14 protein-coding genes are annotated in these 15672 nt (G+C 70.5%); 12 read left to right on the top strand and 2 right to left on the bottom strand.

Translation table 11 applies throughout. From position 1 onward, the window contains the following. The first annotated feature begins 12 nt into the window (after nt 1–12). A complete protein-coding gene (locus tag AB0M59_RS44550) occupies nt 13–1038 on the top strand; it encodes an SEFIR domain-containing protein (protein WP_364627837.1) in 1026 nt (341 codons plus the stop codon). A 16-nt stretch (nt 1039–1054) separates the two neighbouring features. Here AB0M59_RS44550 and AB0M59_RS44545 read toward each other — a convergent pair whose 3' ends face one another. Further along, nucleotides 1055–1213 carry a hypothetical protein gene (locus AB0M59_RS44545; RefSeq protein ID WP_364627836.1) on the bottom strand — a complete coding sequence of 53 codons (159 nt, stop codon included), beginning with the start codon at nt 1211–1213 and terminating at the stop codon, nt 1055–1057. Nucleotides 1214–1540: 327 nt separating this feature from the next. Between AB0M59_RS44545 and AB0M59_RS44540 the strand changes: the two genes are divergently transcribed. Beyond that, complete coding sequence (locus tag AB0M59_RS44540; protein WP_364627834.1) at nt 1541–1807, top strand: hypothetical protein; 267 nt, start codon at nt 1541–1543, stop codon at nt 1805–1807. 9 nt (nt 1808–1816) lie between these two features. On the opposite strand, the gene AB0M59_RS44535 is transcribed toward AB0M59_RS44540, so the two are convergent. Beyond that, nucleotides 1817–4015, bottom strand: coding sequence for an NB-ARC domain-containing protein (locus AB0M59_RS44535; RefSeq protein ID WP_364627832.1), 2199 nt, complete (start codon nt 4013–4015; stop codon nt 1817–1819). A gap of 369 nt (nt 4016–4384) precedes the next feature. Between AB0M59_RS44535 and AB0M59_RS44530 the strand changes: the two genes are divergently transcribed. From AB0M59_RS44530 to AB0M59_RS44485, 10 genes are all read left to right on the top strand, one after another. Next, nucleotides 4385–5365, top strand: a complete 981-nt coding sequence (locus AB0M59_RS44530; protein ID WP_364627830.1) for a hypothetical protein — start codon at nt 4385–4387, stop codon at nt 5363–5365. A 384-nt stretch (nt 5366–5749) separates the two neighbouring features. Continuing rightward, nucleotides 5750–6328 (top strand): TerD family protein, encoded by a 579-nt coding sequence (locus AB0M59_RS44525; protein WP_364627828.1) that lies wholly within the window; start codon nt 5750–5752, stop codon nt 6326–6328. A gap of 35 nt (nt 6329–6363) precedes the next feature. Beyond that, nucleotides 6364–7443, top strand: coding sequence for a DUF475 domain-containing protein (locus AB0M59_RS44520; RefSeq protein ID WP_364627826.1), 1080 nt, complete (start codon nt 6364–6366; stop codon nt 7441–7443). 28 nt (nt 7444–7471) lie between these two features. Beyond that, the gene (locus tag AB0M59_RS44515) at nt 7472–8047 is read left to right on the top strand and encodes a TerD family protein (RefSeq protein WP_364627824.1); all 576 of its coding nucleotides are present in this window, start codon (nt 7472–7474) and stop codon (nt 8045–8047) included. A 41-nt stretch (nt 8048–8088) separates the two neighbouring features. Then, complete coding sequence (locus AB0M59_RS44510; protein ID WP_364627823.1) at nt 8089–9309, top strand: toxic anion resistance protein; 1221 nt, start codon at nt 8089–8091, stop codon at nt 9307–9309. Between the two features lie 4 nt (nt 9310–9313). Next, nucleotides 9314–9757, top strand: a complete 444-nt coding sequence (locus AB0M59_RS44505) for a hypothetical protein (RefSeq protein ID WP_364627821.1) — start codon at nt 9314–9316, stop codon at nt 9755–9757. After that, nucleotides 9757–10308, top strand: coding sequence for a TerD family protein (locus tag AB0M59_RS44500; RefSeq protein WP_364627819.1), 552 nt, complete (start codon nt 9757–9759; stop codon nt 10306–10308). Before AB0M59_RS44505 ends, AB0M59_RS44500 begins: the two co-directional genes overlap by 1 nt. After that, nucleotides 10305–11186, top strand: a complete 882-nt coding sequence (locus AB0M59_RS44495; RefSeq protein WP_364627817.1) for a hypothetical protein — start codon at nt 10305–10307, stop codon at nt 11184–11186. The genes AB0M59_RS44500 and AB0M59_RS44495 overlap by 4 nt, the downstream gene beginning before the upstream one ends. Beyond that, nucleotides 11183–13864 (top strand): TIR domain-containing protein, encoded by a 2682-nt coding sequence (locus AB0M59_RS44490; RefSeq protein WP_364627815.1) that lies wholly within the window; start codon nt 11183–11185, stop codon nt 13862–13864. Before AB0M59_RS44495 ends, AB0M59_RS44490 begins: the two co-directional genes overlap by 4 nt. Before the next feature lie 21 nt (nt 13865–13885). Continuing rightward, nucleotides 13886–15670, top strand: a complete 1785-nt coding sequence (locus AB0M59_RS44485; protein WP_364627813.1) for a protein kinase — start codon at nt 13886–13888, stop codon at nt 15668–15670. The last annotated feature ends 2 nt before the right edge of the window (nt 15671–15672 follow it).

Here is a 15672-nt window from a genome sequence, read left to right as displayed (position 1 = left end):
GAGGGAAGCGTCATGACCATGGAGCAGCAAGAAGAATTCACTTCGGGCGCGGGAAAGCCGCCCAGGGTTTTCATCACTTACTCCCACGACGACGAACGGCACCGCGCACTCGTTCGTGAATTCGCGACATTCCTGCGCGCCGATGTGGGGATCGATGTCCGGCTCGACCAGTGGGCCGACGACGGTCGGCGGGACTGGTCGCTCTGGGCGATCGAGCAGCTCGCCGAAGCGGACTTCGTGCTGGTGATCGCCTCTCCCGACTACAAGCGGCGAGCCGAAGGTACCGAGGTGCCGCACCTGGGCCGCGGTGCGCAGTTCGAAGCCGCGATGATCCGGGACAACATCACCCAGGACCTGCCCCGGGCCACCCGGCGGATCCTGCCCGTCGTGCTCCCGGGCCGCCGGGTCGAGGAGCTTCCGTCGTTCCTCAACGCGCACTCCACCACGCGGTACGAGATCAAGCAGTTCACGCCGGCCGGCGTCGCGGATCTGCTGGTCGCGTTCACCGGGGCACCTCGCTTCGCGCTTCCCGAAATCGGGACCTTCGTGGGCGCGCGGCCCGAGGGTGGCACGGCCAAACCCGCGCCGATCCTGCTGACCTCCGCGTTGCGCCCGGTCCACTGCGGTTCGGACGTCCGCATGACCGGCGCGGAGATCGACGGGATGCACCGGGGCGACAGCATCGTGTACCGGCCTTCGTTGTTCGCGAACGAACCGCGTGCGGTCGTCGAATACAACCTCGGCCGGAGTTATACGGGCTTCGAAGCTGTCGCCGGCGTACTCGACGATGCCGCCGATGCGGGCCAGATCGGGTACTTCCAGGTCTTCCTCGACGGTGTCCCGCAAGACCAGGTCGAGGTTCGCATGGGACGACCGGCGTGGATGCGTTACGACGTCATCAACGTGCTGCGGCTCAAGCTCGTCGCGTACCGGCCAGGGACCACCGCGAGCCCGCTGCTGGCGGGCGTGTTGGCCGCGGGGGGACAGTCGAACAAACTTCCGGAGCTGGCGTGGGGGAACCCGGTGCTCTTCGAGTAGCGAGTCCCACGACCGGTTAGTGCTCGACGGGCTCGCTGGTGGACACCGCCGGGCCCTGGCCGGGGGTGCTCGCCGGCGTGCTGGGGCCCGCGAGCGACAGGCCGGCCACCAGGGCCACCGCGACCAGGAACAGCGCGGCGCGGACGAGAGCGGAAAAGGAACAGACGACCATCATGGCAGGCTCCTCGGGAACGGGATTTCGACGATTCCGCGGTGGCCGCGAAATGGGGCTGTAACAATGGTGCGCGTCGAAAGGCCCGTGGGACAAGGCGTTTCCGTTGCCGAAAACGGCGTGTCCCCGGAAACGTCCCCGGCCGGCCACCGCAAGAGTCTGGTCATCAGGTTTCGACCCGTTTTGCGGTGGTGAGAACCCCACCGCCCGGCGGCTCGGTGTCTCCCGAACGCGTCAGAAGCCCGACAATGCGCGGCTCGTCGCAACGCGTTTCGCCAGTGTTGCGACTGGTGGGCAGGAATGCGAAAACCACCGTGAAGAGGAGAAGCCATGAGTGCTGAAGCGCAGTCACCCGCGGGCCCCGTGCCGGGCCAGGCGGCCGAGGTCCGCCCCTACAGCGAGGGCCGCCGCGTCGGCTACGGCCTGTTGTGGACGGCGTGGACCGTCGTCCTGATGATCGCCGGGTTCACCATGATGGGGCAGAGCACGGTCTTCGGCGGCCTCCTCGCCTTGGCCCTGTCCGCTCTGGCCGGGCGCTATGCCTGGCGGATCTGGACCTGGCAGGCGAAGCGGCTCATCTTCTTCATCGTGTTCTGAGTGCTCTGGTCATCCCGTGACGGCGAGGCGGTTCCGATACTCGGCCTCGCCGAGCACGGTGGGATCGAGCGTGACCCGGTACGCGGCGGCCTCCGCCCACCAGCGAGCCGCCGCCTGCCGGTCGCCGCGGCCGGCCGCCGTGTTGCCCAGGCCCGTCAACGCCCGCGCGTGTTCGTACTCGTTCCCCGCGTCGTCCGCCAGTTCGGCCGCGCGGCGATACCCGCGCTCGGCCTCGTCCCATTGCCCGGCGCGGAACCGCACCCACGCTTCGCCGCTGGCCGACATCGCCCGATCGACGGGCAATTGAGCGAGCTCGACGGCCTCGCGTGCGCTGGCCAAAGCTTCCGGAAACCGTTCCAGCGCCGCCGAAGCGAGCGCGATCCCGCGCAGGGCGATGACGACGTTCCGGGTCCGGCCGGTCCGGCGGTAGACGTCCAGCACCGTCGTCAAATCGGTCAACGTCGCTTCGGCTTCGCCGCGGTACAGGCGCGCCCACGCCAGGCTGGACAGCGCGTCGATCGCACCGCGGTCGTCGCGGGCCCGCGCGAAACACTCCTGCGCCTGCTGGTGGAACCGGACCGCGTCGTCGACGTGACCCGACTCGATGTGCGCCATGCCCAGGTTGTTCAGGATCATCCCGGTCGCGCTCAGGTCGCCGGTCGTCCGCGCGGCCTCGAGTGCGCGCTCGTGCGTCCGGATCCACGGTTCGAACAGCTTCTCGCGGAAGAAGAACGCGCGGAGCACGAAAGCGAGCTGCCAGCAGCGGTCGTGGAACCCGTGCCGGAACGCCGAGTCGACGATCTCGGCCAGCGTCGGCCACTGTGCGGTGAGCCAGGCGAGCGCACCGTCCGCGTCGGCGAACGGCACGTCGGCCGCGGGCGGGAGGCCGGTCGCCGGCCGGAACCGGTAGGGCTCCGCGAGCTCGTCGGCCGCGAGCGTCGTCATGAGCGCGTGGTCGACCAGCCGGCTCACGGCGACTTCGCGGTCTTCCGGATCGACGTCGGGAAGCGCGTGCGTCGAGGCGAACATCCGCATCAGGTCGTGGAGCTCGACGTATCCCCGTTCGTCGCGGACGACCAAGTGGGCGTCGTGCAACCGGTCCACCAGCCGGTCCGCTTCGCCGGGGCCGAGGCCCGCGAGTGCTTCGACCGCGGCGATCTCCGCGGCGGTCGCGGGGTGCAGGGCGAGCAGGCCGAGCAGCCGCCGCTGGTCGCCGGGCAGGCATTCGTAGGAGACGGCGAACGCCGTGGCGACGCTTCGCTCGCCGTCGTCCAGCGCGCCGAGCCGGGTCTTTTCGTCGGCCAACCGGTCACGCAGCCTCGTCGCCGTCCAGCCGCCGGCGACGAACCGGGCGGCGACGATGCGGATCGCGAGCGGGAGCCGTCCGCAGTGCCGGACGAGCTCGGTCGCCAAGCTGTCGTCACCCGGTGCGTGCTCGCCGGCGACGGACCGCAGGAGCCGCACGGCGTCCTCGAGCGGCAGGACGTCGACCGGGAAGTGCCAGGCGTCGTCGAGCGCGGGGAGCCGGCCCCGGCTGGTCACCAGGATCCGGGACGACGTCTCACCCGGGACGATCGCGCGGATCTGCTCGGCGGACCGCACGTTGTCCAGCACGAGGATCATCCGCCGGCCGCGCAGCTGGTCGCGGACCAGGTTGGCCAGGCCGTCCTCGTCAGTGGGCAGCTGGTCGGCCGAGACGTCGAGCAGCCGCAGCAGCCGGCCGAGGGCTCCGCCGGGCGAAAGCTCGGTCGCCCCCGGGGTGTGCCCGCGGAGGTCGAAGAAGAGGGAGCCGTCCGGGAAGTCGCGCTCGACCCGGCGGGCCGCGGCGACGGCCAGCGCCGTCTTGCCCGCGCCCGCCATGCCGTGCACCACGCCGACCCGGGCGTCGTCCGGGTCCAGCAGCAGCGCGGAAAGCGCGTCGAGCTCGGTTTCCCGGCCGACGAAGTAGCGGCCGCCGTCCGGCAGCCCGGCAATGCCGCCGGCGCTGCGGCGTGCGGGCGATCCCGGTTCCGCGGCGAGGGCGAGCAGTTCTCCCTTGGCGTCGAGTGCTTGGTCGCAGGCCTTGGCCAGGTCCCGGTTCACCCGCGCCTTGCCGTTCTCCACCTTGCTGAGATAACCCTTGGTGAAGTGCACGGCTGTCGCGAGTCCGGTCAGTGACATGCCGACCGACGTCCGTCGACGTTTCAATTCCGCTCCAAATTCCTGCATAGGTCAATCATCCTGTATTCGGTGTTCGGGGGGAAGGACGGCCGGCGGCCCGGGCCCGCCGGCCTGCAGCTGATCAGCCCAGCAGGGAGACCAGCTGGCCGAGCACGATGATGAGGTGCGTGTGCATCGCGTTCACCTTTCCGGATCGAATCGCTCGTTCTCGCCGAAGGATTTCGGCGACCCAAGCTTCACCCGGTGAATTCGGTGATGACAGATGTTTCCCGTTGCCACTCGAGCGGAAACGGTGCTGACCAGTTCTACCTGCGCTGTTTCCCGATTTCGGAAACACGCCGGAAACGGGCGACGGCTCCGTGGCGGGCGGGGACCATGAGTACACTTCCCCGCAGCGACCAAGACGGAGGTGGCGGCTTGGCTCAGGAGGCGGCCGACGCGAAGATCAACGCTCTCTCAACGGAGCTGAAACTGCTTCGCAAAGGTCTGGGTGTCCAAGCGAAGAACCTGCCCGGTGTCGTCGGCGAAGAACTGCGGGAGGTGTGCGGGATCCGCGGAGACGACAGTCCGGGGACGGTCCGCGGCAAGGTCGTCACCAGGCTGAAAGCCTTGATCGAAAAGCTGCCCGAATCGCAGCGGGAAACGGCGCGGATCGTGCTGGGCTTCGGCACCGGCGCGAACGAGCGCTACACCGCGCGCCTCGAACTGCTGGGCAGCGGCGCCGACCGCAACATCCGCACGATGCAACGCCGCGCCGACGACGTCATCTACCTGATCGCCGAGGCCGCGTACGAGGCGCCGGCGGCGTTCGGGGGCTCGCCGGTGATCAGCCAGGGCCCGTGGCACACGTCGGCGCTGGCGGTCCGGCTGACCCTGACCGGCGCCGCCGCCGAGGTCTTCGAAACCCGGCAGATCGTCAGCCACGTCGCCGGGCTCGCGGAAATCGAGCACGGAGTCTCCCTCGCGCGGCCGGCCAGCCCGTCCGGCGAGCCCGACCTTTCCGGCCTCGGCATCGACGTCGTCTCCGGCGGGGAGGTGCATTCCGTGCGGATGGTCTCCTCCACCCGGGTGGCGTTCCGCCTGCGGCCGCCGCGGGCTTTGGACGCCGGCGACCAGCACGAGTTCTTCTTCCGCGTCCGGCTGGAAGAGATGCCGGCGCCGTTCTACTGCTGCACGCCGGAATTCCCGTGCGAGAGTTTCGAGCTCAATGTCCGGTTCGACCGGCGGGAACCGCCGCAACGGATCTGGCGCATCGACGGCGACCTCTCCAAGGACGCGGGAGATCCGGTGCCGGCCCGCAAGCCGCTCTTCCTCGACAACGCGGGCGAAGTGCACACCGGTTTCCACGACCTCCAGCCCGCGAGGTCCTACGGGGTGGGCTGGCAGCCGGCTCCCTGACCGGCCGTGCGGGATGCGCGCCATGCTCCTCCTCGCGTGAGCGCCTTCTTCCACGATGCCGTATCCGGCCGGGGAAAGCCGCGTCGATCACACGACAAAAACACGACACTTCCACCCGGCTGTCCGGCATCGACCGGATGACGCCGGTCCGCGGTCCGCGCCCACCAATTCGGAAATGGTGACGATCCGGTCAAGCGCCCGGCCGCCGGTAACGTGACGATCGGATCCGGCGACTGGTGGTGGTATCCGCCGTCGATCGGTGGCACCCGGAAAAAGCGAAAGCGATCTTCCGGGGTGTAACGAAAACCATTCTTCTGCCGACATCGGCGGACGCCGCGAATTATCGCCGCGTCCCGCCGAATTCTCGGCGACCGAGGAGGAAAAATGGGTGTGAGCCTGAGCAAGGGCGGCAACGTTTCGCTGACCAAGGAGGCGCCCGGGCTGAGCGCGGTCACCGTCGGCCTCGGCTGGGACGAGCGGACCACGAGCGGCGAGGAGTTCGACCTCGACGCGAGCGCGATCGCGCTGGGAGCGGACGGCAATGCCCTGTCCGACAAGCACTTCGTCTTCTTCAACAACCTGGCCACGCCGGACGGCGCGGTGCGCCACACCGGCGACAACATCACCGGCGGCGGGGACGGCGACGACGAGCAGATCACCGTCGACCTCGCGAACCTGCCGGCCGAGATCGACAAGATCGTGTTCCCGGTATCGATCTACGAAGCCGAATCCCGCGGTCAGGCCTTCGGCCAGGTGCGCAACGCCTTCATCCGCGTCGTGAACCAGGCGGACAGCGCCGAGCTCGCCCGGTACGACCTTTCCGAAGACGCGTCCACGGAGACCGCGATGGTCTTCGGCGAGCTCTACCGCAACGGCGGCGACTGGAAGTTCCGGGCCGTCGGCCAGGGCTACACCTCGGGCCTGGCCGGAATCGCCAAGGACTACGGGATCAACGCCGCCTGATCGGCGGCGCGGTTGCCCACGGACACGGGAGTGAAATGGTGCTGAAGACATTCGGCGGATCGCTGGCGATCACCGCGGCCGGCTTGCTGCTGGCGTTCTGGTACGGCGGAGCAGTCGGCCTGGCCGTCGTCGCCGTGCTCGCGGTGCTGGAGATCTCCCTGTCCTTCGACAACGCCGTCGTGAACGCCGGCGTGCTCGGGCGGATGAACCGGAAGTGGCAGCGGCTGTTCCTGACGGTCGGCATCCTGGTGGCGGTCGTCGGGATGCGGCTGCTGTTCCCGGTCGTGGTCGTCTGCCTGACCGCGAAGCTGTCGCCGGCCGAGGCCTACCACCTCGCGATGGCCGGCGGCGACATCCACGCCCCCGGTACGTACGCCTTCGTCCTGCACGAAGCGCACCCGGCCATCGCGGCCTTCGGCGGGGTGTTCCTGCTGATGCTCTTCCTGAACTACATCTTCGAGGAGCGCGAGCTCACCTGGCTGTCGTGGCTGGAGCGCCCGCTCGCGCGGATCGGCAGGCTGAAGCAGATCTCGGTGGTCGTCGCGGCCGGCGCGCTCCTGCTGACCGCGGACTTCCTGGCCCCGGCGGGAAAGCCGGTGAGCGTCCTCGTCTCCGGCGCGCTCGGGCTCATCGCCTACCTGCTCGTGAGCGGGCTGAGCGAGCTGTTCGAACCGGACGGCGAACGCGGAACCCGCCCGATGGCCGTCGCGGGCAAAGCGGCTTTCACGTTGTTCGTCTACCTCGAGGTGATGGACGCGAGCTTCAGCTTCGACGGCGTCGTCGGGGCGTTCGCCATCACGTCGGACCCGGTCGTCATCGCGATCGGCCTGGGCATCGGCGCCGCCTACATCCGTGCCCTGACGGTGTTCCTCGTCCGCAACGGCACGCTCAACGAATACGCCTACCTCGAACACGGCGCGCAGTGGGCGATCGGGGCGCTCGCGGTGCTCCTGCTGTGCACCATCCGGTACGACGTGCCGGAGATCGTCACGGGCCTGGTCGGCGTCGGGTTCATCGGCACCGCGCTGCTGTCGTCGGTGGTCCGCAACCGGCGGCTGTCGCGGACCCGGCCGGCCGCCGACCTCGGCGCCCCCCGGCTCACCTCGGCCCACTGAGCCGAACCTCCTTCGAAAGGACACGAAAATGACTGTGACACTGAGCAAGGGCGAGCGCGTCTCGCTGACCAAGGCCGGCGGCTCCACGCTGACGCAGGTCCGGATGGGCCTCGGCTGGGACGCGATGCGCAAGCGCGGCCTGTTCGGCAGCCGGGCGCAGACCATCGATCTCGACGCGTCCGCGCTGCTCTTCGACGCCGGTGACCGGCTCGTCGACCAGGTCTGGTTCAAGCAGCTGAACAGCGCCGACGGCTCGGTGCGCCACACCGGCGACAACCTCACCGGTGAGGGCGAGGGCGACGACGAGTCGATCCGCGTCGACCTCGGCCGGGTCCCCGTCCAGGTCACCACGATCGTCTTCACCGTCAACTCGTTCACCGGCCAGGACTTCTCCCAGATCGAGAACGCGTACTGCCGGCTGGTCGACGAGACGAACGAAGACGAGATCGCCCGCTATGACCTCTCGGGGTCCGGCCGGCACACCGCCCAGATCATGGCGAAACTGACCCGCGAACCCGGCGGCTGGGCGATGACCGCCATCGGGGCGGCCGCCACCGGCAAGACGTTCCGGGACCTGCTGCCGGCCGTGTCCCGCCACCTCTGACCGCGACCGGCGACCCAGACCCAGAACCAGGAGGTGTTCCGATGTCGGATCTCGAGCTCGGCGGGCCACTGACGCCGCCGGCCGCGCAGCAGCCGTCCGGGAGCGGGCTGCTGCTCGCGCCGCCGGCCCCGGTCCGGGTCGTCGACGAGCAGGAGGCGGCCGGCGCCGTGCCGATGGACCCCGCGAAGCGCGCGGAACTGCGGCACAAGGCCCGTGCGTTCGTCGCGGAGCTGGCCGAGCTGGACTTCCACTCGCCGGTCTACGCCCAGAAGATCCAGGGCATCACGTCGATGGGCGACCGGGACATGCGGGCGGCGGCGGGGATGTCGAACCGGATGCTCGACCGGCCCGCCGCCAAGCTGCCGGGCAAGGGCGTGCCCCGGGACGACGCGCAGACCCGCGTGTCCGCGACGCTCATCGACCTGCGCTCGACGATCACCGAGCTCGACCCGAACCGGGCCGACCTCAAGGGCGTGCGCAGGCTGCTGAAGTTCCTGCCCGGCGGCGACCGCGTCGACCGGTACTTCGCCAAGTACCAGACCGCGCAGTCGCACATCGACGCCATCATCCGGTCGCTCGACTCCGGCCAGGACGACCTCCGCAAGGACAACGCGAGCATCGACACGGAGAAGGCCAACCTCTGGGCCTCGATGGGCAAGCTCACCGAGTACAACGAGCTCGCCGGCGCGCTCGACGCCGAGATCGAGCGGAAGGTCTCGGACCTCCAGGCGCTCGGCCGGACCGAGGAGGCGGACACGCTCAAGTCCGACGCGCTGTTCGGCGTCCGGCAGCGGCGGCAGGACATCCTGACCCAGATGGCGGTCGCCGTGCAGGGGTACATGGCTCTCGACCTGGTCCGCCGCAACAACGTCGAGCTGATCAAGGGTGTCGACCGGGCGCAGACGACCACCATCTCGGCGTTGCGCACCGCGGTCATCGTCTCGCAGGCGCTGGCCCGCCAGAAGCTCGTCCTGCAGCAGGTCACGGCGTTGAACGCGACGACGTCGGACCTGATCGAGGCGACTTCCCGCCAGCTCCAGCAGCAGGGCGCCGAGATCAACCAGCAGGCGGCGTCGTCCACGATCGAGATCGGGAAGCTGCAGGCCGCGTTCGACAACGTCTTCGCGACCATGGACGCGCTGGACACGTTCCGGGCCCAGGCGACGGACTCGATGGCGGACACGGTCGCCGCGCTGCAGGGCCAGCTCGACCGCGCCAAGCCCTACCTCGAGCGCACCCGCCGGCACGAGGGCACGAGGTGAGCCGATGGCCTGGCTGCGCAGGGAAACCGAGCTCTTCCCGATGCCCGCCGAGGCGCCTCCGGACGACACACCGGAGGCGTTGCGGGCCGAGCTCGCATCACTGATCCGGTTCGTGAACGCGCGTTCGGGCGGGCTGCCGCCCTCGGCCGTGGTCACCGCGCGGGAGATCACCGACGTGCTGGCCGAGCTGACCGGCGACGACACGACGCCGGACGCCCGCACGCGCGGCGCGATCGCCGGGATCGTGACCGACCACCTGCCGACGACCCTGGACGCGTTCCTCCGCGTGGGCGACACCGCGAGCGGGTCCCTGCTCGGCCAGCTCGAATCGCTGCTGGACGAGGTGATCCTGCTCCAGGAAGCCGAGCGCGGCCGGGCCACGGACGCCCTGCGCACCCAGGAGATGTTCCTCCGCACCAAGTTCTCGAACTCCGACCTGGACCTGTGATGGCTGCTCTCAGACGCGGCTCGAACGTCGAGCTGACCCGCGAAATCCCGGACCTGCCCGGCGTCGTCCTCGGCGTCCGGTGGGAAGCGGGCCCGGAACCGGCGCTGGCCGACAGCCTGGTCATGGCCGCGATCCTCTGCGACGGCGCGCGCCGGGCCCGCTCGGCGGAGCACTTCGTCTTCTTCAACCAGCTGACCGAACCGAGCCGGTCGGTGGCGCTGTCCGGGGACGACGCCGAGCAGGTCGAGGTCGTGTTCGGCGCGGTGCCCGACGACGTCTCGCGGATCGTCGCGGTGCTGTACGCCAACGAGGGCAACGGCCTGCGCCGCGGCCTCGGCCGGCTCCGGACGCTGACCGTGCGCGGGCTCGACCCCCGGAACGACCGGGAGCTGGTCCGGTCGGAGAACCTCGCGCCCGCGCTCGACGGCGAGACCGCGCTGGCGCTGGGCGAGGTCTACCGGCACAACGGCGGCTGGAAGTTCAAGGTGCTCGGCGAGGGTTATCGGGCGGGGATCGCGGCGCTGGCCGAGGACTACGGGGTGCTGCGATGACCCTCGACTTCACGGCTCCCGGCCGGGCGGCGCCCCGCGGTGATCTGACGTTCCTCCGGCGGCGGCGCAGGGCGGCCGCACCGGTGGTCAGCGACGCGCCGCTGGACCTCGACGCCGAACCGGTGGTGGTCGGCGGTGCGTCGCTCGACCTCGATGCCGCACCCGCGCAGGTTTCACGTGAAAGCGGCGCATTCGATGGTGTCTCGCTCGACCTCGATGTCGCACCGGCGTCGCTTTCACGTGAAAGTGCCGGCCTCCGCGGTGCGTCGCTCGACTTCGCCCTCCGGTCGGCGCTGCCGGACACGCGGCCCGCGCTGCCGGCTCGCCGGGCCGGCCGGCCCGGACGGCCGGTGGTGCGGCTCGGCGCCGGCCGACGGCTGCAACTCGGGCCGAAGACGCCGGCCGTCACCCTGGACCGCCTGCAGAGCGCGATCGGGCTGCTGACCGCCGAAGCCGTGAGTGGGGCCGCGGCCCTCGGCTGTGCGTACGAACTGGCCGACGGCCGGTCCGCCTACCTCGGCTCGGGGACGACCGCGTCGCGCACGCCGTTCCTCGCGGTGCGTCGTCGTTCGGTGTCGGCCGATCTGCGGCAGGTCCGGCAGCTCGTGCGGCTGGTCGTGATCGCGGTGTTCCCGCCGGGCGAGGCTCCGCCCGGGCTGCTCATCGTGTCCACATGGGACGGTTGCCGGCTCGAGCTCCCGCTCGGGAAGTCCGGCCGCGTGACGGTGCCGCTCTCGGTCCACAACGTCGACGGCGAACTGGTTCTGCGCGCGGAAGCAGCGGAGGCTCTCACGTCACCGCGCGCCGCCGTCGAGGCGTTCGGCTTCCCCCGGATCAGCTGGCTGGACGACTTCACTTGCGCGGGAGGCGTGGCGTGACCGGGCCCTACGACATCTTCCTCAGCTTCACCTGGGCGGACAGCGTCGAGGTGAACGCGCTCCAGGACGCCCTCGAAAAAGCCGGGCTGCGAGTCTTCCGGGACAAGGAGATCCGGCGCTTCGAGGGCATCACGGAACGGCTCGACGCCGCGCTCGCCGAGTCGAAGGTGCTGCTCGCCTACTATTCGCGCCGGTTCCCGACCCGGTACGCCTGCCAATGGGAGCTGACGTCCGCCTTCCTCGCGGCGCAGCGCCTCGGCGATCCCCGGCGCCGGGTGCTCGTCGTGAACCCCGAATCCGACGGCAACCACATCGCCCCGGTCGAGCTGGAAGACGCCGCTTACGCCGGCCGGCCGAAGAACGACCGGGAACGCGCGGCCACCGTCGAGCGGATCGCCGAGCTGGTCCGGGCGGCGGCGACCCCGCTGGGCTCGGTGCGCAGCACGGCACCGGTGCTGCCCCGCCTGTTGCGGCCCCGGCAGTTCGTCGGGCGGTACCGCCAGCTCTGGGCGATCCACAGCGCGCTGCACGCCCGCGAGCTGCCGGCCACCACGCCGCGGACGTCGGCGGCGCTCGTCGTCGTGCGGGGGTTCGCCGGGCTCGGGAAGACCAGCCTGGCCGAGCAGTACGCGTTCCTCTTCCGGGACGCCTTCCCCGGCGGGGTGCGGTGGCTGGGCCTGTTCGGCCAGAACGACCCTGTCGGTGCGCTCGCACGATTTCACGAGCAGGTCCGCGCGATCGCGGAGGAGCTCGGTGCCGATGTCCGCGGCCTGCCGCCGGAGCAGCTCCCCGCCGCGGTCGCCCGGCGCATCGAAGCCGCCGGGAAACCACAGCTGTGGATCCTCGACGACGTGCCGTCGGAGCTGCCGGCCGAGGTGCTCGACCAGCTGGTGATGCCGACGTCGCTGGTCCGGACGGTGCTCACCACGAGATCCGGCAACCTGGACTGGCCCGCGCCGGTCGTCGACCTGACCGGCTTCTCCGAAGACGAAGGTTCCGTGCTGTACACGGAAATCGTCGGGTCCGACGACCCCGAGGAGCTGGCGGCCGTGCGGCGGCTCGTCGAGCGGTGCGGCGGCCACCCGATCGTCCTGACGAGCGCGGTGACCGCGTTGCGCGACCGCCGGGGCGCGGTCGATCCGGCCGGTTTCGCCGAGGTCCTCGACGACGTGAAGGGCACCGGCGTGCTGGCGGACGCGGTGGCCGGCTGCGGGGAGCCCGCGCAACGGATCCTGCACATCGCGGCGGCGATCTCCCGGGCACCCGTGCCGGCCGGACTGGTGCGGCGCGTGCTGCCGGGCGAACCGGTCGACGAAGCGGTGGCCGAACTCGCCCGGCGCGCGCTGCTGATCCACCTCGGGACCGAATGGGACATCCACGCCCTGGTCCGCGACGCCGCGGGCGTCGACGACGACCTCACGCGCAAGACCGCGTCGGCCGTGCTCGAGTTGTCCGGGGAAGCCGGACGCCTCCACCAGCACGCCGCGGCGCTCGCCGAGCACGACTGCGTGCCCGCCGAGCAGCGGGCCCGGTTGCTGCGAATCGGGCTGGACTGGTTCCGCGGCCAGGGTGACGTCGTGGCCGCGCGGGAAGCGGCGAAACGAATCCTGGCTGCGGACGCCGGACCGGCCGACCGCGTGGCCGCGGCCGCGGCGCTGGTCGACGCCGGTGACTTCGAGGAGGCAGCAAAGGTCTGCCGCCCGCTCGTGGACTCCGGGGACGCGTTCCGCGCCCGGCTCACCTGTGCCCGCGCGCTGGACCAGCTGGGCCGATACGCCGAGGCGGACCCGATCTGGCCGGACTCGATGCCCGAAGACGGAGACACCGAGGCGCGGGTGTTCATGGCGGTCGCGAAGCGGATGCGCGGGCGATTCCGGGAAGCGCTCGCGCTCCTCGACGCCGACGACCCCGACCCGTGGGCCCGGCTCGAACTGGCCCGGCTGCGGATCATCTTCGGTGAGCTCAAGCTGGCGCGGAAGACCGCCGAAGCGATCATCCGCGAGCACGACGAGCCGGACCAAGAGCGGCATCCGCTGCGGCTGGAGGCGATCGGCGTCCAGGCCGAAGCCGAGATGTCGCTGGAACTCACCGAACTCAAGGTGCGCGACGAGAACTGGGACGCGCTGGAGGCGCACCTGCGGTCCGCCCGCGACGAGCTGACCGGGTTGCTCGGGCCAGAAAGCCCGCTGACCCTGGCCGCCGGTGTCCGGTGCGCGCGCACGTCCGTTACGCGCGGTCGCCCGAAACGGGCCGTGCGGGAGTTCGCGGAGCTGGAACCGCTGGTGGGCCGGGTTTTCCGCGAACACCACCCGCTGCACCACTGGCTGAGCTACTCCACCGCGCAGGCGCACGCTCAGCTCAAGCAGTACGACAAGGTCGCCGGCATCCTGCGGCCGTTGCTCGACCGGCAGCGGGGATCGATCGGGCCGAACCACCCGGACACCATGCGGACCCAGCTCGACCTCGGGATCGCACTGATGCTGACCGGCGACAAGGCCACCGCCGTCCCGCTCGTCGCCGAGGCCGAACGGCGGATCGGCGAGGCCCTCGGCTGGCGGGCGGAACTCCGGAACCGCGCCTGGGTCACCGGGCTGCTGATGAACCTGCCGGTGCTCGTCTGGCAGCTCTTTCCCCACCTCGACAACCTCTTCGGGAAGAAAAGTCCCGAAGAAGACTGAACCGTTCTGGAGGTCTTCGACATGGAAAAGGCGTTGGGCAGCCGGTACCGGCTGGGCGACCAGCTGGGCTCGGGTGCGATGGGGCGGGTCTTCGCCGGCTCCGACGAGCAGGGGAAGGCCTACGCCTTCAAGGTGCTGCGGGACGAGCTCGTCGAGGACCCCGAGCTGGTGGCGCGGTTCCTGCAGGAACGGTCCATCCTGGTCGGGCTGCGGCACCCGAACCTCGTCGGCGTGCACGACCTGGTCGTCGAGGGCGAGACCGTGGCGATCGTGATGGACCTGGTCGGCGGCGGTGATCTGCGGGCCCGGCTGACGGCGGAGAAGTCGTTACTGCCGGCCGAAGTCGCCCGCATCGGCGCCGGGGTGGCGGCGGCGCTCGCGGCCGTGCACCGGGCCGGCGTCGTGCACCGCGACGTCAAGCCGGAGAACGTCCTGATGGACGGGACCGTGCCGCGCCTGACGGACTTCGGCATCTCGCGGCTCGCGACCGCCACCGACCTGGGCCGCCGGTCCCTGCTGGTCGGGACTCCGCAGTACCTCGCCCCGGAACTGGGCAAGGGCCTCGAAGCGACGCCCGCGTCGGACCTGTACTCGCTCGGCATCCTGCTGTACGAGCTGTGCTGCGGTGTGACGCCGTTCGCCGGCCAGTCGACGTTCGCCGTGATCCGGCTGCACGAAAGCGCGATGCCGGGCCGGCCCGCGGGGGTGCCCGACCAGCTGTGGGACGTGCTCGCCTGGCTGATGGCGAAGCGGCCGTCGGATCGGCCCGAGTCGGCTCAGCAGGTCGCGACCATCCTGGACGCGCTGGTGCTGGAGCTGATGAAGGAACCGCTCGTCCTCCCGCTCACCACGCCGCCTCCTCCGGTGACCCTCAACGAGACGGGCCTGGGTACGCAGACCGTCTACGGCACCCCGGCGCCGCCGCCACGCCGTCCCGTCGCGACCACTTCGCCCAGCATGCCGACAGGAGTGAACGTGTCCCCTCCGAAACGCCGTCGCCGAGGCCGGGTCGTGCTGACCCTGATCGTCGTCCTCGCTCTGCTGGCCGGCGGCTGGTTCGCCTTCCGGCCTTCGCAGACCACGGCATCGCCGGCGCCCACCGCGGCACCGACGACATCAGCCGCGGTGGCCGCACCCGTCAGCGACTCGCCGTCGGCGACCACGACGGCGAAACCCAGTGTGATGCCTGACGTGGTGGGCAAGAAGCTCGCGGACGCCCAGGACGCGCTGCCGGGCATCCAAGTGACCACTGTGGACAAGATCGACGCGACCGCGGCCGACGGAACGGTGATCGAGCAGGACCCGGCCGCCGGAGCGGCGATCGGCGGCCCGGTGAAGCTGACCGTCGCGCACCAGGCCCAGCTGGTCTACCTGGACTCGGTCGATCCGGCCAGTGGCAACTGGGAAGCCAACCAGAACGCCAACATCGCGGGCAAGAGCTACCTGCACTCGCTGGGAAACTCCGTGGACTCCGGAACGAGCACCCAAGGGGTCGAGTACAACATTTCCAAGGGATTCCGCCGGTTCACCGCGACCGCCGGCATCGACGACAACGCGGGTGATTCGTCGCTGAAGATGCAACTCGAAATCTTCGCCGACGGCCGGGAGATCTTCAACAAGCCAGTGACCTACGGCACGCCGACACCGATCGATTTGGACGTGAGTGGCGTGCTGCGGCTGCGGTTCCAGTACGAAGGCGTGTCGGGCAACAGCCAGTGCTGCCGCAGAAGCTACCTCGTCCTCGGTACCGCGGAGTTGCTGGGCCTGCCCGGCGAGGTGCCGACGTCCCCGACCACGACCGGCTGACC

The organism is Amycolatopsis sp. NPDC051371 (assembly GCF_040682155.1).
Lineage (GTDB): Bacteria > Actinomycetota > Actinomycetes > Mycobacteriales > Pseudonocardiaceae > Amycolatopsis.
The sequence above is the reverse complement of the archived record's forward strand: the minus strand, read 5'-3'. Positions and strand labels throughout refer to the sequence as shown.

What these genes read in the sequence shown, in the direction of transcription:
- AB0M59_RS44550 (WP_364627837.1), top strand. Translation starts at nt 13, where the DNA reads ATGACCATGGAGCAGCAAGAAGAATTCACTTCGGGCGCGGGAAAGCCG.
- AB0M59_RS44545 (WP_364627836.1), bottom strand. Translation starts at nt 1,213, where the DNA reads ATGATGGTCGTCTGTTCCTTTTCCGCTCTCGTCCGCGCCGCGCTGTTC.
- AB0M59_RS44540 (WP_364627834.1), top strand. Translation starts at nt 1,541, where the DNA reads ATGAGTGCTGAAGCGCAGTCACCCGCGGGCCCCGTGCCGGGCCAGGCG.
- AB0M59_RS44535 (WP_364627832.1), bottom strand. Translation starts at nt 4,015, where the DNA reads ATGCAGGAATTTGGAGCGGAATTGAAACGTCGACGGACGTCGGTCGGC.
- AB0M59_RS44525 (WP_364627828.1), top strand. Translation starts at nt 5,750, where the DNA reads ATGGGTGTGAGCCTGAGCAAGGGCGGCAACGTTTCGCTGACCAAGGAG.
- AB0M59_RS44520 (WP_364627826.1), top strand. Translation starts at nt 6,364, where the DNA reads ATGGTGCTGAAGACATTCGGCGGATCGCTGGCGATCACCGCGGCCGGC.
- AB0M59_RS44515 (WP_364627824.1), top strand. Translation starts at nt 7,472, where the DNA reads ATGACTGTGACACTGAGCAAGGGCGAGCGCGTCTCGCTGACCAAGGCC.
- AB0M59_RS44510 (WP_364627823.1), top strand. Translation starts at nt 8,089, where the DNA reads ATGTCGGATCTCGAGCTCGGCGGGCCACTGACGCCGCCGGCCGCGCAG.
- AB0M59_RS44505 (WP_364627821.1), top strand. Translation starts at nt 9,314, where the DNA reads ATGGCCTGGCTGCGCAGGGAAACCGAGCTCTTCCCGATGCCCGCCGAG.
- AB0M59_RS44500 (WP_364627819.1), top strand. Translation starts at nt 9,757, where the DNA reads ATGGCTGCTCTCAGACGCGGCTCGAACGTCGAGCTGACCCGCGAAATC.
- AB0M59_RS44495 (WP_364627817.1), top strand. Translation starts at nt 10,305, where the DNA reads ATGACCCTCGACTTCACGGCTCCCGGCCGGGCGGCGCCCCGCGGTGAT.
- AB0M59_RS44485 (WP_364627813.1), top strand. Translation starts at nt 13,886, where the DNA reads ATGGAAAAGGCGTTGGGCAGCCGGTACCGGCTGGGCGACCAGCTGGGC.